The organism is Pseudomonas brassicae (genome assembly GCF_010671725.1).
Taxonomy (GTDB): domain Bacteria; phylum Pseudomonadota; class Gammaproteobacteria; order Pseudomonadales; family Pseudomonadaceae; genus Aquipseudomonas; species Aquipseudomonas brassicae.
Window position 1 is genome coordinate 1 of the sequence record NZ_JAAHBU010000639.1, and the last position, 515, is coordinate 515.

Here is a 515-nt window from a genome sequence, read left to right on the forward strand (position 1 = left end):
CCCGATGACCCTGCTGCTGCTCAGCCTCGGGCTCAAGGCCGGCCTGCGCGAATCGCTGCCGGCGCAATTGGGTGCAAGCGTTGCCTATCTGCTGTCGATCCTGGTGTTTGCACTGGGGTTCTCGGCGCTGGTACAGGGCTACCCGCTGGTGCGCCAGCTGATCCAGGCGCTGGGGGTGGGGTATGTGCTGTACCTGGCGTGGCGGCAATGGAACAGCACGGGGCTGGCGCTGGATGAAGGCACAGGGGCGGCGTTGGAGGGCTTTCGTGCACTGTTCGCCAAGGGCTTGCTGACCGGCCTGTCCAACCCCAAGAGCATCCTGATGTTCAGCGCGGTGTTCCCGCAATTCGCCAGCCAGACGACGGACATCGCCGTGCTCGGCCTGACCTTCCTGCTGCTGCAGTTCACCAGTGGCTGCCTGTACTGCTACTTCGGCCAGCGCATTCGCCACGTGCTGCAACAGCCGGCCCGTCGACGCCTGCTGCAGCGGGCCACTGCCGTGTTGCTGGTGGGGG

General features: G+C 66.0%; 1 protein-coding gene. It reads left to right on the top strand.

Annotated elements, in window-relative coordinates; all coding sequences use genetic code 11:
- Window positions 1-515, top strand: a 515-nt coding sequence (locus G3436_RS26855; protein ID WP_163951385.1) for a LysE family translocator, incomplete at both ends; no start/stop codon positions are given.